The sequence below is a fragment of the Variovorax sp. YR216 genome (assembly GCF_900107745.1).
Lineage (GTDB): Bacteria > Pseudomonadota > Gammaproteobacteria > Burkholderiales > Burkholderiaceae_C > Variovorax.
Window position 1 is genome coordinate 318,554 of sequence record NZ_FNRO01000004.1, and the last position, 23,073, is coordinate 341,626.

Annotated in this window: 19 protein-coding genes; 1 reads left to right on the top strand and 18 read right to left on the bottom strand. The window is 67.3% G+C overall.

Going from position 1 to position 23,073, the window contains the following annotated elements; genetic code table 11:
• Positions 1–10 precede the first annotated feature (10 nt).
• The 12 genes from BLW05_RS14825 to BLW05_RS14880 all read right to left on the bottom strand — a co-directional run bounded on the left by BLW05_RS14825 (position 11) and on the right by BLW05_RS14880 (position 13,236).
• Positions 11–2,527 (bottom strand): ABC transporter permease, encoded by a 2,517-nt coding sequence (locus tag BLW05_RS14825; RefSeq protein WP_093163640.1) that lies wholly within the window; start codon positions 2,525–2,527, stop codon positions 11–13.
• 55 nt (positions 2,528–2,582) lie between these two features.
• A complete protein-coding gene (locus BLW05_RS14830; protein ID WP_256330315.1) occupies positions 2,583–3,446 on the bottom strand; it encodes a formate dehydrogenase accessory sulfurtransferase FdhD in 864 nt (287 codons plus the stop codon).
• Positions 3,443–3,847 carry a hypothetical protein gene (locus BLW05_RS36425; protein WP_256330316.1) on the bottom strand — a complete coding sequence of 135 codons (405 nt, stop codon included), beginning with the start codon at positions 3,845–3,847 and terminating at the stop codon, positions 3,443–3,445. The genes BLW05_RS14830 and BLW05_RS36425 overlap by 4 nt, the downstream gene beginning before the upstream one ends.
• Complete coding sequence (locus BLW05_RS14840; RefSeq protein ID WP_093163644.1) at positions 3,844–5,055, bottom strand: formate dehydrogenase subunit gamma; 1,212 nt, start codon at positions 5,053–5,055, stop codon at positions 3,844–3,846. The genes BLW05_RS36425 and BLW05_RS14840 overlap by 4 nt, the downstream gene beginning before the upstream one ends.
• Before the next feature lie 12 nt (positions 5,056–5,067).
• A complete protein-coding gene (locus BLW05_RS14845) occupies positions 5,068–5,319 on the bottom strand; it encodes a hypothetical protein (RefSeq protein ID WP_093163646.1) in 252 nt (83 codons plus the stop codon).
• Entirely contained in the window at positions 5,316–5,936 is a 621-nt protein-coding gene (gene fdh3B, locus BLW05_RS14850; RefSeq protein WP_093163647.1) for a formate dehydrogenase FDH3 subunit beta, read from the bottom strand. The genes BLW05_RS14845 and fdh3B overlap by 4 nt, the downstream gene beginning before the upstream one ends.
• 98 nt (positions 5,937–6,034) lie before the next feature.
• The gene (locus BLW05_RS14855) at positions 6,035–9,022 is read right to left on the bottom strand and encodes a formate dehydrogenase subunit alpha (protein ID WP_093163649.1); all 2,988 of its coding nucleotides are present in this window, start codon (positions 9,020–9,022) and stop codon (positions 6,035–6,037) included.
• A 17-nt stretch (positions 9,023–9,039) separates the two neighbouring features.
• On the bottom strand, positions 9,040–9,267 hold the full coding sequence (locus BLW05_RS14860; protein WP_093163651.1) for a formate dehydrogenase: 228 nt from the start codon (positions 9,265–9,267) through the stop codon (positions 9,040–9,042).
• Positions 9,268–9,386: 119 nt separating this feature from the next.
• Positions 9,387–10,004: a TorD/DmsD family molecular chaperone gene (locus BLW05_RS14865; protein ID WP_093163653.1), complete on the bottom strand. Its 618-nt coding sequence runs from the start codon at positions 10,002–10,004 to the stop codon at positions 9,387–9,389.
• Positions 10,001–12,079, bottom strand: a complete 2,079-nt coding sequence (locus BLW05_RS14870) for a 4Fe-4S binding protein (RefSeq protein ID WP_093163654.1) — start codon at positions 12,077–12,079, stop codon at positions 10,001–10,003. The genes BLW05_RS14865 and BLW05_RS14870 overlap by 4 nt, the downstream gene beginning before the upstream one ends.
• Positions 12,039–12,656 carry a DUF3306 domain-containing protein gene (locus BLW05_RS14875; RefSeq protein ID WP_093163656.1) on the bottom strand — a complete coding sequence of 206 codons (618 nt, stop codon included), beginning with the start codon at positions 12,654–12,656 and terminating at the stop codon, positions 12,039–12,041. Before BLW05_RS14875 ends, BLW05_RS14870 begins: the two co-directional genes overlap by 41 nt.
• Entirely contained in the window at positions 12,649–13,236 is a 588-nt protein-coding gene (locus BLW05_RS14880; RefSeq protein WP_093163658.1) for a DUF3305 domain-containing protein, read from the bottom strand. Before BLW05_RS14880 ends, BLW05_RS14875 begins: the two co-directional genes overlap by 8 nt.
• 202 nt (positions 13,237–13,438) lie before the next feature.
• On the opposite strand from BLW05_RS14880, the gene BLW05_RS14885 reads away from it, so the two are divergent.
• Positions 13,439–13,963, top strand: a complete 525-nt coding sequence (locus BLW05_RS14885) for a hypothetical protein (protein WP_093163660.1) — start codon at positions 13,439–13,441, stop codon at positions 13,961–13,963.
• Here BLW05_RS14885 and BLW05_RS14890 read toward each other — a convergent pair whose 3' ends face one another.
• From BLW05_RS14890 to BLW05_RS14915, 6 genes are all read right to left on the bottom strand, one after another.
• Complete coding sequence (locus tag BLW05_RS14890) at positions 13,964–14,329, bottom strand: FHA domain-containing protein (RefSeq protein ID WP_177142665.1); 366 nt, start codon at positions 14,327–14,329, stop codon at positions 13,964–13,966.
• A gap of 194 nt (positions 14,330–14,523) precedes the next feature.
• Positions 14,524–15,426, bottom strand: coding sequence for a LysR family transcriptional regulator (locus BLW05_RS14895; RefSeq protein ID WP_093163664.1), 903 nt, complete (start codon positions 15,424–15,426; stop codon positions 14,524–14,526).
• Entirely contained in the window at positions 15,408–18,299 is a 2,892-nt protein-coding gene (gene fdhF, locus BLW05_RS14900) for a formate dehydrogenase subunit alpha (RefSeq protein WP_093163666.1), read from the bottom strand. The genes BLW05_RS14895 and fdhF overlap by 19 nt, the downstream gene beginning before the upstream one ends.
• On the bottom strand, positions 18,296–20,125 hold the full coding sequence (locus BLW05_RS14905; RefSeq protein WP_093163668.1) for an NADH-ubiquinone oxidoreductase-F iron-sulfur binding region domain-containing protein: 1,830 nt from the start codon (positions 20,123–20,125) through the stop codon (positions 18,296–18,298). Before BLW05_RS14905 ends, fdhF begins: the two co-directional genes overlap by 4 nt.
• Before the next feature lie 48 nt (positions 20,126–20,173).
• The gene (locus BLW05_RS14910) at positions 20,174–21,868 is read right to left on the bottom strand and encodes an OFA family MFS transporter (protein WP_093163670.1); all 1,695 of its coding nucleotides are present in this window, start codon (positions 21,866–21,868) and stop codon (positions 20,174–20,176) included.
• Positions 21,869–22,035: 167 nt separating this feature from the next.
• On the bottom strand, positions 22,036–22,980 hold the full coding sequence (locus tag BLW05_RS14915; RefSeq protein ID WP_093164066.1) for a LysR substrate-binding domain-containing protein: 945 nt from the start codon (positions 22,978–22,980) through the stop codon (positions 22,036–22,038).
• Between the last annotated feature and the right edge of the window lie 93 nt (positions 22,981–23,073).

Consider the following 23,073-nt stretch of genomic DNA (forward strand, 5'->3'; position numbering starts at 1 on the left):
GCCCGGCCCGCTATTCCGCCGCCTGCCGCAAGGTGGCAACCACCGGCCGGCGCAGCACTTCGCGCAGCCCCCACCAGCCAGCGGCCAGCGCGAGGACCGCGCCCGACAGCGCGCCAGCAATCGGCACCAACGGCGATGCGGTCCAGCTGAAGTCGAACACATAGCGCGCGAGCGCCCAGCCGATGACCGAGGCCACGATGCTCGCGAGAAAGCCCGCCATCAGCCCGACGCCCGCAAGCTCCGCGCGCTGCACCTGCCGCAGCAGGCTCCCGCGCGCACCGACCGCGCGCATCACCGCGAACTCGCGCGCACGTTCCTCGCGCGTGGCGGTGACCGATGCGAACAGAACGACCAGCCCCGCCGCCAGCGTGAAGCCGAAGAGAAACTCCACCGCGCGGATCACCTGGTCCAGCACGCGCTGCACCTGCCCGATGGTCGCGCTCATGTCGACGTTGGTGATGTTGGGGTAGGTCCGCACGAGCGCGTTGTCGAAGCCCTTCACGTCGGGCGCGCGGAACGCGCCCATGTAGGTCACCGGCACGTCGGCCAGCGCGGGCACGGTGTACATCACGAAGAAGTTCGCGTGCATCGAACCCCAGTCCACCTTGCGCAGCGAGGTGATGCGTGCATCGTTCTGAAGCCCGCCGATGTCGAAGCGCAGCGTGTCGCCGAGCTTCAGGCCGAGCGTTTCGGCCAGACCCTCCTCCACGCTGACTTCGCCAGCCGCACCCGGCGTCCATGTGCCGGCGGTGATCATGTTGTGCGGCGGCGCCTCGGCACTGTTGCTGAGGTTGAACTCGCGGTCCACCAGCCGCTTCGCGCGGTCGTCGGCGTAGTCGTCCGGCGAGACCGGCTTGCCGTTGACCGAGACCAGCCGGCCGCGAATCATCGGATACCAGTCGAACTTCTTGACGCCCGCGTCGCGCAGGGTCTTCTGGAACACGTCGCTCTGGTCCGGCATCACGTTGATAACGAAGCGGTTTGGCGCGTCAGGCGGCGTGGCCTTGCGCCAGCTCGACACGAGATCGGTGCGCAGCAGGACGAGGAGGATCAGCGCCAGCAATCCAACCGCCAGCGCGCTGACCTGCACCACCGCATACGCGGGCCGCGCCGAAATCTGCCGCGTGGCAAGCACCAGCCAGCGCGGCGCGGTCGTCTCGTTGACGCTGCGGCGAAGCACCAGCACCGCGAGCCAGCTCAGCAGCGCGAAGACCGCCACCGCCCCCGCAAACCCGCCCACCGCGATCAACCCCAGCTTGAGGTCGCTGCTCGCTGCGACCAGCAAGGCCGCAAACCCGGCCACGCCCACCGCGAGCACCGCGACCGACGCCGGCTTCAGGTTGCCGACGTCGCGGCGGATGACCCGCAGCGGCGGCACGCGCGACAGCTGAAGCACAGGCGGCAAGCCGAAGGCGAAAAGCAGCGTGAGCCCGACGCCGAGACCGAAGGCCACCGGCCACAGGGTGGGCGCGGGCAGCGAGTTCTCGACCAGCCCCGCCAGCAGCATCACGAAGGCGTAGTGCACGCCGAAGCCGATTGCGACGCCAAGCACGCTGGCGATCACACCGACGACGGCGAACTCGAAGGCATAGGCGCCAGCGATCGTGCGCTGGCTCTGCCCGAGCACGCGCAGCATCGCGCAGTCGTCGAGATGCCGCGCCGCGAAGCCCCGCGCCGCCAGGGCCACCGCCACCGCCGACAGCAGCGCGGCCAGCAGCGCGACGAGGTTCAGGAACTTCTCGGCGCGGTCCAGCGTCTGGCGCATCTCGGGCCGGCCACTCTCGAAGGACTCGAGCCGCGCGCCGCGTACCTCGCCACGCTTGAGGATCTCGGCCGCCCAGTCGTTGAAGCGCTTGACCGCGGCCGGTTCGCCCGCCACCGCGAACCGGTAGCTCACGCGACTCGCCGGCTGCACGAGAGCGGTGCGAGGCACATCGGCCTGGTTGATCATCACGCGCGGCGCGAAGCTCATGAAGCCGGCGCCGCGGTCGGGCTCCAGGGTGATCACCTGCGCGATACGCAGGCCGGCATCGCCGAGCAGCAGCGTGTCGCCGACCTGCAGGCCGAGCGCTTCGAGGAGCGATCCATCGACCCAGGTGTCGCCCGGCGCCGGTATGTCCCGCGTCGACTGCCCCGGCGACGTGGTGTCGCCGCTGACGAGCAGGCTGCCGCGCAGGGGATAGCCAGCGGTGACCGCCTTGAGGGCCACCAGCTTGGTCGCACCGCCCTGGGCATCGCTCGCACGCGCCATGGTCGGGAAGCCGTAGTTCGTGGTGGTCTGCAGCCCCAGCGCACGCGCGCGATCGATGAAGGCGGCGGGGGTCGGGTTGTCGCTGGCGAGCACCGCGTCGCCCCCAAGCAACTGGCGCGCATCGCGCTGGAGGCCCCCCTTGAGACGGTCGGCGAAGAACCCGACGGCGGTCAGCGCCGCAACGGCGAGCAGCACGGCCACGATGAGCAGCCGGAGTTCGCCCGCGCGAAGATCGCGCCATAGCGTGCGCCAGCCGAGACGGAGGGAAGCATTCATGGAGTGTGACGATAGCCGAGCGGCCAACGCCCGCCAAACTGAAGGACTTAGGCGCTCAGGCGGCCGCCGGCTGACGCGTGCCCGCCAGTTCGGGCTGGAGCAGCAACCGCCCGGCGCCTGCGAAGCAAAGGAAGCGCCGGTTGGTCGCGCGGCCAATGGCGCACAGGCCGACGCGGTTCGCCACCTCGTGGCCCATCTGTGTGATGCCGCTGCGCGAAACCACGATCGCGACACCCATCTGCGCCGACTTGATGATCATCTCGCTGGTCAGCCGGCCGGTGGTGTAGAACACGCGCGCGCCGCCGAGTTCGTGCGCTGGCTGCATGGCGATCCAGCCAGCGATGGTGTCGATCGCGTTGTGGCGGCCGACATCCTCGACGAAGCAGCGCATGCGCACCGCCTCGCCGTCATCGCCCAGCGTGAAGAGTGCGCAGCCATGCACCGATCCTGCCGACTTGTAGGTGCTCTCCTGGACGCGGAAGGTGTTGACCAGCGCATAGAGTTGCGCCTGCGTGATGCGCGTGTCCGGCAGGCGCAGCCGCTCGATACCGGCCATCAGTTCGCCGAAGACGCTGCCCTGTCCGCAGCCGGTGGTGACGACCTTCTTGGCGGTGCGCTCCTCGATGCGGTCGATGCCGGTGTGCGTCCGCACCGCAGCGCCGCCGACCTCCCAGTCGACGGTGATCGATTCGACGTCCGCCGCCGATTCGATGAGACGCTGGTTCAGCAGGTAGCCCAGCACGAGCAGTTCGGGCTCGGCGCCGAGCGTCATCAGCGTGACGAGCTCGCGCCGATCGACATAGACCGTGAGGTCCCGTTCGGCGGGGATGGAAACGATGCCGCGTTCGCCGTGCTCATCGACGATTTCGACCTCGCGCGTGAGCGGCGCCCGGGCCTTCGTCAGGCGCGGGAGTGTCACTTCTTGGGTGCGGGATTCTGCTCGGCCGAAGTCTGGTTCGAGCTCGGCGGACTCACAGCGGTCGCGGCCGGCGAATGCGCGCCGGATGCCTCGATCGGCTTGGGCTCCTCGGGCGGCGCGAAGGCGAACGGCCCGGGGTCGGAGCATGGCGGCGTCGGCGTCGCCGTGGGCACCGGTTTGCCTGCGGCGACGAGGCCGTCGCGCACATGGGCCGCGACCCGCTCCTGCGCCTGGCAAAGCTGGAAGGTGTCGATCTTGGCCGACCAGGCCGCCTTTTGCGCTGTCTCGGCTGCCTTGAGCTTGGCTTCGGGCGTCGATGGCGGCGCGGGCAATTTGGCGAAGGCGGCCGGCGCGGCCACCACGCCGGCGAGCAGGCCGCAGAGGATCAACGACTTCTTCATGAGGGACTTCCTTCGACGCGGGCGCCGCCGACCGGCGCGTGGGCCGCAGCCCGGGCCTCGGCGCTGCGCTGTGCCGGGATCTTGCCATCGGCGATGTCGTCGTACCAGAGCGCGTGATGTTCCTTGGCCCAGGTTTCGTCGACGTAGCCTTCGCGCATCGCCGAGTAGGCGCCGCGCATGCCGAGCGTGCCGAGGTAGATGTGGCCCATGATCAGCGCGATCATGAGCAGCGTGGCCGTCGCATGGATCATGTGGGCGATCTGCATTTCGCCGCGCGTGTAGACGAAGCCTGGCAGGAGTTTGTCGAGGAAGAGCCCGGATGCGATCACGAAGCTGCCGAGCAGCAGCACACCGCCCCAGAACACGACCTTCTCGCCTGCGTTGAAGCGATGCGAGGGAGGTTCCCCGCCACCGAAGAGGCCACCCCCGCTGCGTACCCATTTCAGGTCGCCCTTTTGCGGCAGGTTGTCGCGGAAGAAGGTGACGATCATGAAGAGCGTGGTCAGGACGAACAGCGGACCGACGAAGTTGTGGATCGTCTTGAGCGCGTAGGTCAGCCAGCCGAACAGCGCGCCGCCGATGACCGGCAGCAGGAAGAACTTGCCGAAAGCCATCACCAGGCCGGAGATCGCGAGCACGATGAACGCGATCGCGTTCGACCAGTGGGTCGCGCGCTCGAACGGGGTGAAGCGCTCGATCTTGCGGCCGGTTTCCCTCTCGTGCAGATCGATCGTTCCGCGCGTGAAGTAGTAGATCGTCAAGGCCAGCAGCGTCACGAAGAGCAGCGCGGCGCCGTAGGGAATGATCAGGTTGTTGCGTGTCTGCCGCCAGGCCTCGCCAGCGTTGGTGTAGTGCGAGCCGGGGTACTTCACGAAGCGCTGGATCAGGTTGCCGGCTTCCGGCGCCTGCTCGACCGGCAGGCTGCTGAATCCGGTGACGCCCCCGCTCACCTGCCGCCACATCGGCGCGTTGTTGCCCGGCTGGACACGCTGGCGCTCGCCGTTGGTCTGCTCCAGGTAGCCGGGGTCCTGGCTCGCATCGGGCTTGACCTCAAAGATGTTCTGGCTGCGAATGCCGCTGTCGGCCTGGGCCGGCGCGACGGGCGCCGCTGCAGGCGCAGCTGTCGTGGCCGGCGCCTGCGTCTGCGCGCCGGCCAGGCCACAACCCAGAGCCGCGGCGACGACCAGCGCGTTTAGCACGTGTCTCATACGGCCTCCGCTTCAGTTGATCCGCGTGTATTCGTTCTGGCTGAACTGCATGCGCGCCTTGAGATGCTGTTCCCAGGAGTTCCGGTCGCCGGGCTGCCAGCCGCTGGCGGTGAAGGCGGTGCCAGTATTGGGCTGCGCGCCGGTGCCGGTCCAAGGCGGTGCGTCCAGCCGCACGCCGTGCTCATTGGTCTGAGGCTTCTCGCCGCAAGCGCCGAGCAGCAGCGCGGCGGCGATGACAAGAGCGGTGGAGAGTGCGCGCTTCACTTGCTGCCTCCATTCGTCGGCGTGCCCGCCTGGCGCGAGCCGTAGGCCGTGCCCCAGCCCCAGACCTCGGCGCCCTTGCCGCGCTGGACCACACGAGTGCGGAAGATATCCGCGACCACGTCGCCGTCGCCCGCGAGCAGTGCCTTGGTCGAGCACATTTCGGCGCAGGCGGGAAGCTTGCCTTCCGCGAGGCGGTTGCGCCCGTACTTCTCGAACTCGGCCTGCGAGCCATTGGCCTCGGGGCCGCCTGCGCAGAAGGTGCACTTGTCCATCTTGCCGCGTGCGCCGAAAGTGCCTTGCGACGGGAACTGTGGCGCGCCGAACGGGCAGGCGTAGGAGCAGTAGCCGCAGCCGATGCACACATCCTTGTCGTGCAGCACCACGCCTTCCTCGGTGCGATAGAAGCACTGCACCGGGCACACCGCCATGCACGGCGCGTCGGAGCAATGCATGCAGGCGACGGAAATCGAGCGCTCGCCCGGCACGCCGTCATTCAGCGTGACGACGCGGCGGCGGTTCACGCCCCACGGCACTTCGTTCTCGTTCTTGCACGCGGTGACGCAGCCGTTGCATTCGATGCAGCGCTCGGAGTCGCAGATGAATTTCATTCTTGCCATGTCATGCCTCCTGCCGAGCCGCCTCAAAGGAGGCATGCGCCCCCTCGGGGGGCAGCGAATACATGAAATGATGAGCGTGGGGGTTCATGTTTTTCTCCTCAGGCTCTCTCGACGTTGCAGATCGTCGTTTTCGTCTCTTGCATCATGGTCACGCTGTCGTAGCCATAGGTGGTCGAGGTGTTGATCGCCTCGCCGCGCACGATCGGGTGCGCGCCGTCCGGGTAGTAGGCCAGCATGTCGGCCCCCTGCCAGTGCCCCGAGAAGTGGAAGGGCAGGAACACCGTGTCGGGCCCGACGCGCTCCGTCACCAGGGCCTGCACGTTCAGGCGCGCGCCGGTCGGCGTCATCACCCAGGCGCGCTCGCCGTTGCGAATGCCCTTCTCGGCCGCGACCTTCGGGTTGATCTCGATGAACATCTGCTGCTGCAACTCGGCCAGCCACGGGTTGGAGCGTGTTTCCTCGCCGCCGCCCTCGTACTCGACCAGGCGGCCGGAGGTCATGATGTAGGGGAACTTCTCCGAGATCTTGTCGGCGATGTTGCGCTGCTGCACGGTCTTGTAGAGCGTCGGCATGCGCCAGAAGGCCATCTTGTCGTCGTGCGTCGGGTACTTGGCAGCCAGATCGGGCCGGGTGCCGTAGAGCGGCTCGCGATGCTGCGGAATCGAGTCCGGGAAGTTCCACACCGTCGCACGCGCCTTGGCGTTGCCGAAGGGATGGCAGCCGTGGTTCTTCATGAACACGCGGATCATGCCGCCGGAGTTGTCCGTCTTCCAGTTCTTGCCTTCGGCCTTGGCCTTCTCGGCCTCGGTGAGTTCGTCCCACCATCCGAGCCGCTTCAGCAGCAGATGGTCGAGTTCGGGGTAGCCGGTGGTGATGGCCGCACCGAGCGAATGCGAACCGTCTTCGGCCAGCAGGTTCTTGCCGTTGCGCTCCACGCCAAAGTTAGCGCGGAAGTTGCCGCCGCCGTCCATCACGTGCCTGGAGGTGTCGTACAGGTTCGGCGAGCCAGGGTGCTTGAGCGCCGGCGTGCCGTAGCAGGGCCACGGCAGGCCGAAGTAGTCGCCCGCGATGTCGTAGCCGTTGACCTTGTCCTTGACCGAGGCCTTGGCCCTGAGCGTGGCCACGTCGAAGGCCGCCATGTTGCGCATGTGCGCCTGCAAGCGCTCGGGGCTCTGGCCGGTGTAGCCGATGGCCCAGCAGTTCGTGTTGATCTCGCGCAGGATGTCGTCGGGCACCGGCTCGTCCAAGCCCTTGACCTTCTGCATCTTGTAGTTCTTGCTCAGTTCCTTGCCGAAGCCGAGGCGGTCGGCGAACTGCTGCATGATCATGTGGTCGCTGCGGCTTTCCCACAGGGGCTCGATGACCTTCTCGCGCCACTGGAGAGAGCGGTTCGACGCCGTGCACGAGCCACTCGTCTCGAACTGGGTGCAGGCCGGCAGCAGGTAGACCGCGCGGTTGGGGTTGAGGTCTTCGGGCTTGCCGGGCATGGCCGCCATGGCGGCGGTGGCGGACGGATACGGATCGATCACGACCAGCAGGTCGAGCTTGTCCATGGCCCGCTTCATTTCGAGACCCCGCGTCTGCGAGTTCGGCGCGTGACCCCAGTAGACGACGCCGCGCAGGTTCGAGTCCTGGTCGATCAGCTCGTTCTTCTCGAGCACGCCGTCGATCCAGCGCGAGACCGTGATCCCGGGCTTGCTCATCATCGCGGGCGAGGCGTAGCGGCTCTTGATCCACTCGTAGTCCACGCCCCAGCTCGTCGCGAAGTGCTTCCACGAGCCTTCGGTGAGGCCGTAGTAGCCGGGCAGCGAATCCGGATTCGGCCCCACGTCGGTGGCGCCTTGGACGTTGTCGTGGCCGCGGAAGATGTTGGTGCCGCCGCCCGAGGTGCCCACGTTGCCGAGCGCGAGCTGCAGGATGCACGAGGCGCGCACGATGGCATTGCCGATCGAGTGCTGCGTCTGGCCCATGCACCAGACGACGGTGCCGGGTCGGTTTTCATGGAGCCAGGTCGCGACCTTGAGGACCTGCGCCTCCTTCACGCCGCAGGCCTCCTCGACCTTGTCGGGCGTCCACTTGGCGAGCACTTCGGCACGGACCTCGTCCATGCCGAAGACGCGGTCGTTGATGTATTTCTTGTCTTCCCAGCCGTTCTTGAAGATGTGATGCAGGATGCCGAAGAGGAACGGAATGTCGGAGCCGGAGCGGATGCGCACGTACTCGTCGGCCTTGGCTGCGGTGCGGGTGAAGCGCGGGTCGACCACGATCATCTTGCAGCCGCGCTCCTTGGCATGGAGCATGTGCAGCATGCTGACCGGATGCGCCTCGGCCGCGTTGGAGCCGATGTACATCGCGACCTTGGCATTGCGCATGTCGTTGTACGAATTGGTCATGGCGCCATAGCCCCATGTGTTCGCGACACCGGCAACGGTGGTGGAGTGGCAGATGCGCGCCTGGTGGTCGCAGTTGTTGCTGCCGAAGAAGCTCACGAACTTGCGCAGCAGGTACGACTGCTCGTTGCTGTGCTTGCTGGAGCCGATCCAGTAGATCGAGTCCGGGCCGCTGGCCTTGCTGAGCTCCTTGAGCTTGGCGGTGATCTCGTCGAGCGCCGTGTCCCAGCTGATGCGCTGGTACTTGCCGTTCACCAGCTTCATCGGGTAGCGCAGGCGGTATTCGCCATGGCCGTGCTCGCGAAGCGCCGCGCCCTTGGCGCAATGCGCACCGAGGTTGATCGGCGAATCGAACACGGGCTCCTGGCGCACCCACACGCCGTTTTCGACCACGGCATCGGAGGCGCAGCCGACCGAGCAGTGCGAACACACCGTGCGTCGGACTTCGACCTTGCCTGCACCGATCGCGGTGGGCCGGCCATCGGCCGCCTTGGCCTTGCGGATCAGCGTGAGCTGGCCCGCCGCGAGGCCGACGCCGACGCCCAGCCCGGAGCGCCGCAGGAAGGCGCGCCGGTCCATGGTCGGCAGGGCGTTGGCAAGACCGCGCCGGAGGCTGTGCACGAACGGCAGCGCGGAATTCGAGGGAGATGCAGCGCCGTCACGCGAGGCGCCGCTTGCTTTCTTGGTCAACAGCATGGGGTTCACCTCCGTCTTCAGGCGGACGCGGTCTTGTAATAGCGCTTGACGTGCTCGCTCAGCGAATAGCCGCCGCCCTTTTCGGGAGCGGGCTTGGGCTCGGGTGCGGCGGCAGAGGCATCGGGTGCCTGAACGACCTTGGGCAGCGCCGTGACGGCCGCTGCGGCTGCGCCGACCGTGGCGGCGCCGAAAAAGAATCCCCGACGGGAAGCCGGCTTTGCGCCGGAGGCTTGGCTGTCCTGCATGACGAACTCCAGGAGTGGCTGACGCACCAGTCAGATATGAAACCAGTTACATAAGTTCGGATAGTAGTCGAGACCCTAATGCCGGTCGTCTGAAAATCCCCCGGAGACTTCCCCCGCTCTCAGCCGAGCATGTCGAAACCCTGTGCCTCGACCTCGCCGAAAGCGCGCGTGAGCTCGGCCAGCGCGGCGTAGAAACGGGCCTTCGGATGCCGCGACACGGCATCGCACAGGGCCGGCAGCCATGGCTGGATGTGGGCCCCGAAGAACGCCCGCTGACGGGTCAGGTTGGCCACCTCGACGTCCTCGCCCGCGATCAGGTAGCGCATCACCTCGAAGAGGAACGCGACGTGATCCTCGGTTTCGGGGACGGCCTCTTCGCGCGCAAGACCGAGCTGGTCGAGCTCGCCCCGCAGTTTGGCGAGCGGCTTGTCGTTGAGGAACCCGCTGAGATAGTGCGAGCCGAAGAGAAAGACCTCCGGCCTGCCGATGCCGCCGAAGAGCGCGTCGTATTCGTCGCCGAGCGCGGCAGCGTCCATTTCACGCCCGACGCCGACGAGGTGCCGCCATGGCTCCTCCAGAAAGGCGCCTGCGGCGGGCGCTTCGGTCGGCGCGACCTGGAAGGCTTCGTGCAACGCCGCATCCGGTGCGGCATACCAGAGCCGCGCGAGCAAGCCGTAGAGTTCCGCGCGCGCGATTTCTTCGTCGAGGGCCGCGGTCGCTGAAAAGGTCTGGCTCATTGCTGTGTGATCTTCGTTTCGTCCTGCGCGCTGTAGAGATCGATGACCCGGCAGTCGCTGCACATCTTGAGGCGTTCCAGCGCCTCGCCCTGGAACATCGCGTGGCCGGCGAGCTTGAGGAGCATCGCCTCGATGGCCTTCTGCGTGCCGAAGGGTTTCGCACAGCGGATGCACGCCCACGGTTTGGCTTCGTTGAGCACCGCCGGCTGCCTGCGCTCGGGCGAGGCCAAGAGGCGCGGCACGAGATCGATCGCGTCTTCGGGGCAGGTGGTTTCGCAGAGGCCGCACTGGACGCAGTTCTTCTCGATGAACCTCAGCTGCGGCGAATCCCGGTTGTCCTGCAGCGCGCTGGCCGGGCAGGCGCTGACGCAGGCCAGGCACAGGGTGCACTTGTCCTTGTCCACCGCGATGGCGCCGAAGGGTGCGCCGGCCGGCAGCGGGATCGCCAACGGCGCGTCGGCCGGCGTCTTCAAGGCAGGCGACTCATCCATCAGGTGATCGAGCGCCAGCTCGAGCGTGCTGCGCTTTTCCGCACCGACCGCGAAGCGCGCGGCCTTGGACGGCACGACTTGCCGCGTCTCGCGCAAGCCCGTGAGGGCCTTGTCGAGCGCCGCCGAGGAGCCCACCTCGATGAGCCTGAAATGCGTGCCCGTGTAGCCGAGGCCGTGCAGAAGCGCCTGCGCGATATCCGCCTGCTTCTTCAGCGCATCGACGTACTGCGGCGCTTCCTCGCCGGTCAGCAGCACGCATACCTGCTGCGCACCGAACGCCACCGCGCTCAGCCAGAGGTCGATGCCGGTGCTCGCCGCATGGAAGAGCGCGACCGGGATCACATTTGCCGGAACGCCCAGCGCCTTGCCAAGCTGCGCTTCCCGGCCGAGTTGTTCGACGAGGGCGCGACCGCCCTCCTCGCTGTGCAGCAGAAGCGCCGCATCGCGTCCGCCGGCATCCGCGTAGGTCGACAGCAGCGTGCGCAGCTTGCGACCCTGGTCCGGCGTGCGCGGATAGGTGTAGCCGAGTGCGCCGGTCGGGCACACGGTGGTGCAGGCGCCGCAGCCGACGCAGAGGTTCGGATTCACGACGATGCGTTGGCGCTCCTTGTCGCTGCTCACCGCGTGGGCCGAGCACACCTCGATGCAGGCGTTGCAGCCGACCACTTCGTTGCGGCTGTGCGCGCAGAGCTTCTGCTTGTAGTCGAAGAACTTCGGTTTTTCGAACTCGCCGACCATGTCGCGCAGGCGCAGCAGGGTCTGCGCCCCCTTGGGATTCGACAGGCCGCCCGGCAGGTGGAAGTAGCCCTGCGGCGGCGCATGCCAGTCGATGAGCGCCGCGTCGCCGAGATCGAGGACGAGATCGAACGCACTGTCGAGTTGCTCCGGCGTCCGGTCGAAGCGGATCGCCCCGGCCGCGGTGCAGGCGCGTTCGCAATCGCGGTGCGAGGTGCATTTCGCGGCGTCGATCTGGTAGTCGAGGCCGATGGCCTGCTCGGGGCAAGCGCTCACGCACGCATTGCAGCGCGTGCACAGGTCGAGGTCGATCGGGTTGTCGCGCGTCCAATGGAGCGTGAAGGCGCCGAGCCATCCGGCCAGCGCATCGATGCGCCCGGCGATCACCGGCCAGCGTCGCTCCTGCGCACCGCCGACGGCGCCAGGCCCGCGCGAAAAAATGGTGACGTCGAGTGCGTCGGCGACCAGTGCGGCGGCCTGCTCGGCTACATCGAGCGGCCCGACGATCAGCAACCGGCCCTGGCTGGCGTAGCCCACGGTCGACACCGGATCGGGCTCGGGCAGCCCAGCGGCAGCGAGCAGCGCGGCGATTTTCGGCATGGCGCTTTTCGCGTCGCGGCTCCAGCCCCCGGTCTCGCGGATGTTGACGAAGCGGATCGGGGACGTCGCCCCAGGCGTCTGCTGCGCGAGTTCTCCGAAGAGCCTTTTCTCCTGCGTGCACGCCACCACGACGTCGTCGCCGGACTGGATCGCTCGTTGGAAGGAAGGCGCTTCGCGGCGGCAGAGCGCCGAGTGCAGGGGCAGTGATTCAGTCAGCGCTACCCCGAGCGTCTTCGGCTCGAGGGGCATCGTCTGGTTGCAGTCGCAGATCAGCGTCGTGGTCATCAGTCTTATGGCTGGCTGGCTGCGCATCGGCAACCGGCGGGCTGGGAAGATCCCCGGAATGCTCGGACTGTGCCACGGCGTCCAATCCACCACCCTTGGGAGTTTCTTCGGGGTGCGTGGGGTCTTCGTCGAAGAGCTTCAGGAACTTCGCGCTGGCCATCTGGCGGAGTGCGCCCTCGGGCAGCGGCGAAGGCTTGGAATAGTCGTCGATGTAGGTGTCCAGGCCATCCATCACGTTGAAGTGAGGATCGGAAAAGAGCTTCCTGAAGGCGGCATTGCGCACCTCCGGCGCCACGCTCTGCGCGACGAAGGGCCGGAAATCCGAATCGATCTGCAGCGCCTTCACATCGTCCAGCGTGAGCGGCTGCGTTTCGACCTCGTCGGCGGACGGTTGCCCGGCGAGGATTTCCGGCTCGATCGTCGGCGGTGCTGCCGGCCGGTCCGGCAGCGCGTCCTGCGGCTTTGCGGGTTCGTCCAGGAGCTCCCCGGCTCGCACCTGCTGCTTGCGGCGCGACCAACGGTCGAAGAAGCCTTCAGACATCGCCGGCTCCCCGGCCGCGCGGCTTTTCGGTGGAAACGCTGGCGGCATTGCCAAAGCGATCGGTCAGCGGTCGGAAGCTCTCGGGCCGCTTGCGGCGCTTGGGTTCGACCACGTAGTGCTGGTCGACGAACTCGCGCAGCCACGTCACGACCTCCGCCGGCGCCGGCACCTGTTCGACGGTTTCCTGCGCGTCGAGCCAGCGCCCGGCCTCGTAGTAGCTGAGCGTCACGATCACCGGCCTCGGGATCGGCTCGGCGGCGACGGTGGCTTCCTCCTCCATGCGCCAGAGCACGAACCAGCAAGGGGCCGGGGACGAGACGTTCAGGTGATAGCCCTCGGCCTCGTCACGGAACAGTTCGACCTTGAATCCCGGGTGCAGCCAGCGCTGCTCCTCGTCGTCTTCGTGCAGGAGGCGCGGCTCGCGGCCAAAGCCGGGTTCGTCGGGCACGACTTCGCCGAGCGTCCAGCGCCACGGCTGCCAGTGGCTCGACGGCCCGTGCAGGCGCTCGCGCCGCATCACGACCGCGACGTCGAGCGGAGAGGCACGGCCCGCAGGGGTTTGGATTTCAGATTGCGCCATGCGGCGGACGATAGCCGATGCGTCGGAGCGACAGGCCAGCGCGGGAAATCGTTCGGATCGAAGGTAACAAGTAGTACCGCATGTAGTACTTTTGTGACAAAGTCGTCACTAAATCGGAAACCTAAGTTCTCATTTTTTTGAAACCGCCCTGTTGTGCGTTTCAATAGAGCCATTCACACAAAGTAACAAAAGGGTCCTGCACATGAGCTACTACGACTGCGATTTCGCCCCCGGTGCCCTCGAGGTCAAGGTGTCGGACCTGCTCATCGCCACGCCGGACTTCTGCGATCCGCTGATCGATACGGGCGTCCATCAGGTGCTGAGGCTGCTGCGCGAGCAGCAGGGCATGGACGCCGCATTTGCCTGCGAAGTGGTGGACGGCCAGCGCGTGACGCACCGTTCGCAGATGACGCTGCGCGCCCAGTTCATCGACGAGCAGGCGGAGCCGCTGGAAATGGCCTTCTGCCGCCAGGTCCTCAATGCCCGCGTGCCGGCCGGCTGCTATCTCAGCGCGCCTGTGGTGGTGAACGGCGGGATCTACGGCACGCTGTATTCGTTCAGCTTCAGCCCCGATCCGGCCTTGGAGGCGCGCGATCTCAAGAAGCTGGAAATGGCCGCGCAACTGGCGGCACGGCTGATCAGCGAGCGCCGTCCGCGGACCGCCGCGCCGGTCGCGCAGAACACTGCAGCGCCGGCGCCGCACCGCGCCGAAGGGTATGCCGCCTGATCAGCGCGAAGGGACGAGTTGGAGGAACTCGTCCGGCGCGGGCATCAGCCGCAGTGCATCGACCGGTACCTCGACACGCCTGTTGCACAGGAAGCGAAGCTGGCAATCGCCGACAAGGATCACGTCGCCGTTGACCAGTTCGTGCGCGCGGACCCGCTCGCGATTCACATAGGTGCCGTTGCGGCTGCCCATGTCGGTGAGGATGTAGTGCTCGCCGGTCCACTGGATGGCCGCGTGGTGGCGGCTTACGCGGTCGCTGTCGATGCACACGTTGTTGGAATGCGAGCGCCCGATGGTGGTGATCGGACCCGCGAGGTTGACCTGCCGCACGCTGCCGTGCCGGGCCAGGATGATCAGTCTTGCCATGCCAGTTCCTGTAGTTCGTTTGACTTGCATCGGAGCTTAGGCCGGCAAGTCCAAACCGAAAGACAGAAACAGAAGGCTTAATCCCGCGCATTTCGGGCCACGCGGGTCAGTCAAAGGCATTCCTTCACGAACCGGCGGATCAATACGCCCGTCGCCCGCGCATGGTGCCCCGAGGCGTCCAGCCTCGTTGCCGGTCAGCGAGCGACCTTGCCCTGCCGCTTGAAGCTCATTTCGAGAAAGTCGAGCAGCGCGCGCAGCGCCGCGCTGTTGTGGCGCCGTTGCAGATAGGCGGCCGACAGCCACATGTCGTTGCGCGTGTAGGGCTCCAGCACCGGCACCAGCTCACCATGGTCGACATGCGGCTGCACCAGCATCTCGGGCATGTAGATCACGCCGAAACCCTGCATCGCGATCTGGATCAGCGGCGCGGATTCGTTCGAGTCCATGCGCGTTCTCATCTGGACGTCGAAGGGCTTGCCGTCGACCTCGAAGCGCCATTGCGGATGCAGGCCCAGGCGCGAATGCGTGAGCGCGTCGTGGTTGGCCAGCTCGCTCGGATGCGTCGGCTTGCCGTGCTTTCTCCAGTACACCGGCGAAGCGCACACCACCAGGCTCCGCCGGGCCAGCTTGCGCACGATGAGGTTCTCGTCCTCGATCGGGCCGAAGTGGAAGGCCAGGTCGATGCCCTCCTCCGCCATGTCGATGCTGCGATTGCTCAGATGCAGGGTGATGCTGACGTCGGGGTAGTGGCCCATGAACTCGCCGATCATCTTCGGCAGGTCGCCCTGCCCCGCACCGAGCGGCGCCGAGATGCGCAGGCGGCCGGTCGGCCGGCTGGCGTGCTCCTGCACTTCGGCCTGGGTGTCCTCGAACATCTCCATCATCGGCTTGCTGCGCTCGAGCAGCAGCGAGCCGGCATCGGTGAGGCTGACCGCGCGCGTGGAGCGGTTGAGCAGGCGCACGCCGAGCCGCGATTCGAGCTCGGCGATGTACTTGCTGACGGTCGCCTTGGAGACGTCGAGCTTGCTGGCGGCGCGGGAAAAACTGCCGTGGGAGGCAACTTCGCGAAAGGTTCTGATCAGGTCGAGGCTGTCCATGGCTGGGGTGGATTGTCCCCGGTCGCGCCAGTTCCGTAACCCGCCGCCGCCATCGGCACCCCGCCGCGCTCGATCTTCACCGCGCAGTACTTGAACTCCGGGATCTTGCCGAAGGGGTCGAGCGCCGCGTTGGTCATGAGATTCGCCGCCGCCTCGTAGTAGGCGAAGGGCACGAACACCGCACCGTGCGGCGTGCCGTCGTCGCGGCGGACATGGATAGCGACTTCGCCGCGCCGCGAGCGCAGGGTGATCACGTCGCCCGGCGCGAGGCCCATCGCCTCGAGGTCGGCCTGGTTCATCGACGCGGTCGCCATCGGCTCCAGCGCATCGAGCACCGTGGCGCGGCGCGTCATGCTGCCGGTGTGCCAATGCTCGAGCTGCCGGCCGGTGATGAGCACGTACGGGTAGTCGGCATCGGGCCGCTCGGCGGCCGGGATGATGTCGGCCGGCACCAGCCTCACACGGCCGTCGGCGGTGGGGAACGTCTCGACGAAGACGATCGGCTGGCCCGGATCGTCCTCGCTCAGGCACGGATAGGTCACGCTCGATTCGCGCTGCAGGCGCTCCCAGCTGATGCCGCTGATCGCCGCATGCATGGCCTGCCGCATTTCCTCGTAGACCGCCGCGACGCCGGATTCGGGGCCAGCGTAGTTCCACGCCAGGCCCATCCGCGCAGCGATTTGCTGGATGATCCAGAGATCGGGCTTCGCATCGCCGGGCGGATCCAGCGCCCGCTTGCCGAGCTGCACCATCCGGTCGGTATTGCTCACGGTGCCGGTCTTCTCGGGCCACGCGCTCGCGGGCAGCACCACGTCGGCGAGCCACGCGGTCTCGGTCATGAAGATGTCCTGCACCACCAGGTGCTCCAGGCTCGCCAGCGCATGACGCGCGTGGTTCAGGTCCGGATCGCTCATGGCCGGGTTCTCGCCCATGATGTACATGCCGCGCACCTTGTGCGGGTCGTCGTCGGCCGCCAGCGCCTTGTGCATGATCTCGACCACGGTGTAGCCCGGCTTGTCGTCCAGCGGCATGCCCCAGAAGTTCTCGAACCACGCATGCGCGCCCGCGTTGTCGACGCGCTGGTAGTTGGGAAACATCATCGGGATCAGCCCCGCATCGCTCGCGCCCTGCACGTTGTTCTGGCCGCGCAGCGGATGCAGGCCCGAACCGGGCTTGCCGATCTGGCCGGTGACCGTGGCCAGCGCGATCAGGCAGCGCGCGTTGTCGGTGCCGTGCACATGCTGGCTCACGCCCATGCCCCAGAGGATCATCGCCCCCTTGGCGGTCGCGAAGGCGCGCGCGACCTCGCGCAGCGTTTCGGCCGGGATGCCGCAGATCGGCGCCATCGCCTCGGGGCTGTAGCCCTTCACGTTCTCGCGCAGCGCCTCGAAGTTGCTGGCGCGGTCGCGGATGAAAGCCTCGTCGACCAGCCCCTGGTCGATCACCGCATGAATGAGCGCGTTGAGCATCGCGACGTCGGTGTCGGCCTTGAACTGCAGCGTGCGCCAGGCATGCTTGCTGATGTCGGTGCGGCGCGGGTCCGCGAGCACGATCTTCGTGCCGCGCCGGGCCGCGTTCTTCATCCACGTGGCCGCCACCGGATGGTTCGCGGTCGGGTTGGAGCCGATCACGAAGATCAGGTCCGCGTGCTCCACATCGTTGACCTGGTTGCTCACCGCGCCGGAGCCCACGCCTTCGAGCAAGGCCGCCACGCTCGATGCATGACACAGCCGCGTGCAGTGGTCGACGTTGTTGCTGCCGAACCCCGTGCGCACCAGTTTCTGAAACAGGTAGGCCTCTTCGTTGCTGCCCTTGGCCGAACCGAAGCCCGCCAGCGCCTTGCGGCCGTGCGTGTCGCGCAGATCCTTGAGCTTGCCGGCGGCGAGCGCCAGCGCTTCGTCCCAGCTCGCCTCCCGGAAAGCCTCGCTCCAGTCGCCGGGGCGCGGTACATCGTCGGAGATCTTGGGCACGCCGGGCTTGCGGATCAGCGGTTTCGTGAGGCGCTGCGGATGGTGCGCGTAGTCGAAGCCGAAGCGGCCCTTGACGCACAGCCGGCTGTGGTTGGCCGGACCGTCGCGGCCATCGACGCTGACGATCTTCTCGTCCTTCACGTTGTAGGTGATCAGGCAGCCCACGCCGCAGAACGGGCACACCGAATCGACCTTGCGGTCCACCTGCTGCGAACCGATGTGGCTCTTGGGCATCAGCGCGCCGGTCGGGCAGGCCTGCACGCATTCGCCGCAGGCCACACAGGTGCTCTCGCCCATCGGGTCGTCGAGGTCGAAGACGATCTTCGAGTCCTGCCCGCGCAGCGCGTAGCCGATCACGTCGTTGACCTGCTCCTCGCGGCAGGCGCGCACGCAGCGGTTGCACTGGATGCAGGCGTCGAGGTTGACCGCCATCGCCGGATGCGACACATCGGCCGCCGGCTGCTCGCGGCGCAAGGCCTTGAGTTCCGGCCGCACCGCGATGTCGAGCTTCGCCGCCCATTCGCTGAGCTCGCCGTGCTGCCGCGTGGCGTCGCCTCCGATCCACTTGTAGCCGGCGTCCGGCATGTCCGAGAGCAGCATCTCGACGACCATCTTCTGGCTCTTGACCGCGCGCTCGCTGGTGGCCTGCACTTCCATGCCGGCCGCGACGGTGCGGCAGCAGCTCGGCGCGAGGGTGCGTTCACCCTTGACCTCGACCACGCAGGCGCGGCAGTTGCCGTCGGGCCGCAGGCCTTCCTTGAAGCACAGGTGCGGAATGTCGACGCCATGACGCTTCGCGGCCGTCAGGATGGTCTCGCCCTCGAAGCCTTCGACGGTCTTGCCGTCGAGCTGGAACTCGATGGCCTGCGGCATCAGCTCGGTCATCTTGGCAGGGGCGTTCATGCGATCTCCTGCGGGAAATACTTCTGGATGCAGCGAATGGGGTTGGGCGCAGCCTGCCCCAATCCGCAGATGGATGCATCGCCCATGACCTGCGCGAGATCCTCGAGCGTGGCGTTGTCCCATACGGGCGCTTCCATCAGCGCCGCCGCCTTCGCGGTGCCGACGCGGCATGGCGTGCACTGGCCGCAGCTTTCGTGCTCGAAGAAGCGCATCACATTGAGTGCGGCGTCGCGTGCACGGTCATGCTGGCTCAGCACCATCACCGCGGCGGAGCCGATGAAGCAGCCGTGCGGCTGCAGCGTGTCGAAGTCGAGCGGGATGTCATTCATGCGCGCCGGCAGGATGCCACCCGATGCGCCGCCCGGAAGGTACGCATACAGCGTGTGGCCGTCCTGCATGCCGCCGCAGTACTCGTCGATCAGCTCCTGCACCGTGATGCCCGCCGGCGCGAGCTTCACGCCCGGCGACTTCACGCGGCCGCTCACGCTGAAGCTGCGCAGCCCCTTGCGCCCGTGGCGGCCGAAGGCGCTAAACCACTGCGGCCCCTTCTGCACGATGTCGCGCACCCAGTAGAGCGTCTCGAAGTTGTGCTCCAGCGTCGGCCTGCCGAACAGGCCCACCTGCGCGATGTAGGGCGGCCGCATGCGCGGCTCGCCGCGCTTGCCCTCGATGCTTTCGATCATCGCGGACTCTTCGCCGCAGATGTAGGCGCCCGCGCCGCGCCGCAGCTCGATACGCGGCAGCGGGCACGGCGGATCGGCCTGCAGCGCGGCGAGTTCGGCTTGCAGGAGCTCGCGGCAGTCGTGGTATTCATCCCGGAGGTAGAGGTAGCACGCATCGATGCCGACGATGCGCGCGGCGATCAGAACGCCTTCGAGAAATCGGTGCGGATCGCGTTCGAGGTAGGTGCGATCCTTGAAGGTGCCGGGTTCGCCCTCGTCGATGTTGACCGCCATGAGCTTGGGTGCCGGCTGGTCGCGCACGATGCGCCACTTGCGTCCGGTCGGGAAGCCCGCGCCGCCCAAACCGCGCAGGCCCGAGTTTTCCATGGCGCGGATCACGGTCTCGGCTTCCTTCTCGTTGCCGACCAGGGCGGCGGCCAGCTGGTAGCCGCCGTGCGCCCGATAGGTCGCGTAATCGGTGTACGCGGGCAGGACCTTGACCGCATCCGGCGGCGGCGAGACGCTTTGCTGCGCCAGCTCGGAGGGCTCGAAGCGCGCAACGGATCGTCTGGCGGGCGATGGGGCCTGCAACGATTCGCCGGAAAGCACCGTGGCGAGCACCTTCTCCGCCGTCGCGCAAGGCACAAGGCGCTGGTGCACCGCGACCGCGGGCGCCTGCTCGCAGCGGCCGATGCAAGGCGCGGGAATCACGCGCACGTCGCCACGCCCCGCCTGCCCCAGAATCTCGGGCAGCCGCGCCAGGAGGTGCTTCGCGCCAGCCATCTCGCATGAAAGGCTTTCGCACACGCGCACCGTCAGGCCCGGCGCCTCGTCGTTGCCGCGCACGACTTCGAAGTGGTGATAGAAGCTCGCGACCTCGAACACCTCCGCCATCGGGATGTTCATGAGCCGTGCAAGCGCGACCAGATGATGGTCATGCAGGCAACCGTGCGCGTCGTTGATCTTGTGCAGGTACTCGATCAGCAGGTCGCGCGGATAGCCATCGCCGGAGGGCAGGCCGATCAGCTCGCGCACCTGCGCGAGCGAGGCCTCTTCCGGCTGGCGGCCCTTGAGCTTGCTCTTTTGGCGGATGCGCTCGCGCAACTGGTCGGGCGTTGCGACGGCGACCTCCCTGATCTTGTCTTCGGTGCCTGGGTAGTTCATTTGCCTCGGCGGAGCGCCCGGCGTTCGGCCGGGCGCCTGTCTCTCACGTCAATTGAAGAATTTTGCGGCAGCCACCAGTGTGCGATAGACGCCCCACGCCAGCGGAATGCCGACCGCCAGCCAGGCCAGTGCCAGCACGACAGGGCTCACCGCATCGCTGCCGCCGGACGAAGCCGCGCCCACTTCGGCCGCGAGGGCCTTTTCGTGCGCGAGCTTCTTCTCGTGGGCGAGCTCTTGATCGCTCATGAAGTGCTTGTCCGCCACCGGGCGCACCAGCAGGTTGCAGACGAGCCCGATCACGAGCATGCCAACCAGGATGTACATGGTCTGGTTGTAGACCTGCTCACGCGGAATGCCAAGCCCGAGCTGGTATTCGCGCATGTAGTTCACCACCACCGGGCCGAGGATGCCCGCGGTCGCCCAGGCGGTCAGCAGGCGGCCGTGGATAGCGCCCACCATCTGCGTGCCGAACAGGTCGGCCAGATACGCCGGCACCGTCGCGAAGCCGCCGCCGTACATCGAGAGGATGATGCAGAACGCGCCGACAAACAGCAGCTTGCTGCCCGCGCCCGCGGACGAAGGGATGCTCCAGTACAGCAGCCCGCCGAGCACGAAGAACACGGTGTAGGTGAGCTTGCGGCCCAGCTTGTCCGACAGGCTCGCCCAGAAGAAGCGGCCGCCGATGTTGAACAGCGACAGGAGCGCCGCGAAGCCGCCCGCCACCGCCGCGATGGACGCCAGCTGCGTCTTGTCGAGCTCGCCGAAGTTCTTGGCGACGCCGATCAGGTTGCCGCCGAAGACCTCCTGCAGCATCGGGCTGGCCATGCCGATCACGCCGATGCCGGCGCTCACGTTCATGGTGAGCACCATCCACACGAGCCAGAACTGCGGGATGCCCCACACCTTCTTCACGTGCACATGGCGCTGGGTGATCATCGCGTTGTTCGTCTGCGCGGGCGGCGGGGTCCAGCCCTCGGGCTTCCAGCCGGTCGCCGGCACGCGGTAGCCGAACGCGCCGCCGACCATGAAGACGAAATAGACCAGCGCCATCACGACGAAGGTCTGCATCACGCCGACATCGGTCGGGCTGGAGAAGGACTTCATCAGGTCGACCGCGAGCGGCGAGCCGATCATCGCCCCGCCGCCGAAGCCCATGATCGCCATGCCGGTCGCCATGCCGCGACGGTCGGGGAACCACTTGATGAGCGTGCTCACCGGCGAGATGTAGCCGAGGCCCAGCCCGATGCCGCCGATCACGCCGGAGCCGACGATCATCAGCCAGAACTGGTGCAGGTGAATGCCCAGCGCGGAGATCAGCATGCCGCCGCACCAGCAGACGGCCGAGACCACGCCCGCCTTGCGCGGACCCGCGCGTTCGAGCCAGCCGCCCCAGAGGGCCGCAGCGCAGCCGAGGAAGACGAAGAACAGCGTGTACATCCAGCCCAGCGTGGCAATGCGCCAATCGCAGCCGGTGGCGAAGAGCTCGGCGAAGAAACTCATGTCGTTCGGGCAGGCCTGGGCGCCGGTACCGGCCGTGGACAGCGACTTCGACAGCGGTAGCCAGAACACCGAGAAGCCGTAGGCCATGCCGATGCAAAGGTGGATCGCCAGCGCGGCCGGCGGGACCAGCCAGCGGTTGAAGCCCGCCCCCGCGATGATGCGTTCCTTGTCGAGAAAACCGGGTGCCGGCCCGGCCACGCCGATGCTGCCCCCGTCGAGGACGCCTGCAATTGAACCTGTCATCGATCTGTCTCCTGTTGTGGTCTTGAGCGCCCTCTGCGGGGCCCGCGCAGTGTTGATGGCAATGTTACAAATCGTCAAATAGATTCGTCACATATAACGATTCAAAAAATAAATGAACGTTACAAGACCGGCCTGGCACGGCCGGCCCCGCAGGGATCAGGGGGGAATCAGGCGCCGAGCGCCCCGCTGTGCTGCTCGACCTGCTCGCGCCATTGCGGCGTCTGCAGCATCGCCAGCGCGGCTTCCAGCGCCCGCGAAGGCCGCACGCCCTGTTGCGTCATGAAGCCGATGGGCGTTTTCACGTCGGGCTCGATCAGAGGCAAGGCTTCCAAGTCGCGGTGACTGCGCACCGCCGCGACCATCGCGCCCGGCAGCACGCTGCAGACACTGCCCGCGACCACGCCGAGCACCAGCGTCAGCACCGAGTTGGTCTCGATCGCGGGGGGGACCGTCTTTCCGCTGGCACGGAACGCCTGGTCGATGATCGAGCGGTTGTGCATGTCCGGCGTGAGCAGGCACAGCGGCAGCTCGGCCGCCTCGGCCCAGGTGATCGGCTTGCCGATACGCAGCATGTCCGCCGACGGCCGCTCGGCGCGGCGCAGCAGGAAGTAATGCTCGATGCTCTGCGGCCAGGCATCGAGCTTCACATCCCGAAGATGCATCCGCTCGGTGTAGCCCAGCGCCAGATCCAGCGACAGCGTCTCGAGGCCCGTCTCCAGCTGCTGCGAACTCATCGTCAGCACCGAGGGAACGATGCCCGGATGCCGCTGCTGCAGCATCGCCGCGAAGCGCGCCAGCATCGGAATGGCCGTGGGCACCGCCGCCATGCGCAGGTGCCCGCACGGCTTGCCCTCCTCGCTGCGCAGCTCCTGCTGCAGCACCTCGCTTTCGCGCAGCATGCGCTGCGCGGTCGCCAGCACGCGCTCGCCTTCGTGCGTGAGGCCCACGTAGGTGCGCCCCCGCCGCACGATCACCACGCCGTATTCGGCCTCCAGCGCGCGCAGCGCATTCGACAGCGCCGGCTGGGTGATGTGGCAGGCCTCCGCGGCGCGCCCGAAGTGCCGATGCTCGTCCAGCGCGACGAGGTAGCGCATCGAGGCAAGGAGGTTCAGAGCTCGCCCCCAGGCTGCGCGCACTTCGTGTCGCTTCGCCAACCCCCTACCGGGGGCAACACCGGCGGCCCGGCGAAGCCGGTTCCGCGGTAT

Coding starts and splice junctions, on each gene's coding strand:
- fdhF (WP_093163666.1), bottom strand. CDS start 18,299: ATGAACGCCCCTGCCAAGATGACCGAGCTGATGCCGCAGGCCATCGAG.
- BLW05_RS14865 (WP_093163653.1), bottom strand. CDS start 10,004: ATGAGCCAGACCTTTTCAGCGACCGCGGCCCTCGACGAAGAAATCGCG.
- BLW05_RS14905 (WP_093163668.1), bottom strand. CDS start 20,125: ATGAACTACCCAGGCACCGAAGACAAGATCAGGGAGGTCGCCGTCGCA.
- BLW05_RS14880 (WP_093163658.1), bottom strand. CDS start 13,236: ATGGCGCAATCTGAAATCCAAACCCCTGCGGGCCGTGCCTCTCCGCTC.
- BLW05_RS14840 (WP_093163644.1), bottom strand. CDS start 5,055: ATGAGACACGTGCTAAACGCGCTGGTCGTCGCCGCGGCTCTGGGTTGT.
- BLW05_RS14875 (WP_093163656.1), bottom strand. CDS start 12,656: ATGTCTGAAGGCTTCTTCGACCGTTGGTCGCGCCGCAAGCAGCAGGTG.
- BLW05_RS36425 (WP_256330316.1), bottom strand. CDS start 3,847: ATGAAGAAGTCGTTGATCCTCTGCGGCCTGCTCGCCGGCGTGGTGGCC.
- BLW05_RS14910 (WP_093163670.1), bottom strand. CDS start 21,868: ATGACAGGTTCAATTGCAGGCGTCCTCGACGGGGGCAGCATCGGCGTG.
- BLW05_RS14885 (WP_093163660.1), top strand. CDS start 13,439: ATGAGCTACTACGACTGCGATTTCGCCCCCGGTGCCCTCGAGGTCAAG.
- BLW05_RS14890 (WP_177142665.1), bottom strand. CDS start 14,329: ATGGCAAGACTGATCATCCTGGCCCGGCACGGCAGCGTGCGGCAGGTC.
- BLW05_RS14895 (WP_093163664.1), bottom strand. CDS start 15,426: ATGGACAGCCTCGACCTGATCAGAACCTTTCGCGAAGTTGCCTCCCAC.
- BLW05_RS14860 (WP_093163651.1), bottom strand. CDS start 9,267: ATGCAGGACAGCCAAGCCTCCGGCGCAAAGCCGGCTTCCCGTCGGGGA.
- fdh3B (WP_093163647.1), bottom strand. CDS start 5,936: ATGGCAAGAATGAAATTCATCTGCGACTCCGAGCGCTGCATCGAATGC.
- BLW05_RS14825 (WP_093163640.1), bottom strand. CDS start 2,527: ATGAATGCTTCCCTCCGTCTCGGCTGGCGCACGCTATGGCGCGATCTT.
- BLW05_RS14855 (WP_093163649.1), bottom strand. CDS start 9,022: ATGCTGTTGACCAAGAAAGCAAGCGGCGCCTCGCGTGACGGCGCTGCA.
- BLW05_RS14870 (WP_093163654.1), bottom strand. CDS start 12,079: ATGCCCCTCGAGCCGAAGACGCTCGGGGTAGCGCTGACTGAATCACTG.